This is a genomic window from Chryseobacterium sp. BGARF1 (assembly GCF_001677955.1).
Classification (GTDB): Bacteria; Bacteroidota; Bacteroidia; order Flavobacteriales; family Weeksellaceae; genus Chryseobacterium.
In genome coordinates this window covers 1-505 of record NZ_LELA01000192.1, presented here as the reverse complement: position 1 = coordinate 505, position 505 = coordinate 1, and the positions used below count along the sequence as shown (strand labels likewise).

General features: G+C 42.4%; 1 protein-coding gene. It reads left to right on the top strand.

What is annotated here, in order from left to right; genetic code table 11:
- Positions 1-320 (top strand): transposase (locus AB671_RS21440; RefSeq protein ID WP_066675753.1); only part of this gene is annotated, 320 nt, incomplete at its 5' end.
- Between the last annotated feature and the right edge of the window lie 185 nt (positions 321-505).

Genomic DNA, 505 nt, shown 5'->3' with positions numbered 1-505 from the left:
TTGTAAAAGATATTCGGCAAAACACCCGCAGAATATTTACCGCAGAGCAAAAGATTCTAATCGTGATGGAAGGTCTTCGAGCTGAGACTTCCGTAGCCGAACTTTGCAGGAACCATAATATTGCACAGTCGCAGTTTTATGCCTGGAACAAGGAGTTTATGGAGGCAGGAAAGAAGCGTCTGAATGGAGATGTCGCTCGCGAGGCTACGAGTGATGACGTATCAGACCTGAAGAAGGAAAACGCTCGTTTGAAAGAGATCGTAGCTGACCTAGTCGTTCGCTATGATATTGTAAAAAAAAGTTTAGACAGGCTGGATTAATCGATAAATACAGGAAATATATGAGATTATCAGCAGCCGAGAAATACGAAATCATTCAAACGGTGACCAGGAGTGAAATCGGTGTGAAGCGAACCTTGGAAAGTTTTGGAATCGCTAGAAGTAGTTTTTACAAATGGTATCAAAGCTACCTCGAATACGGCTATGATGGCTTGGAAACTACGAAA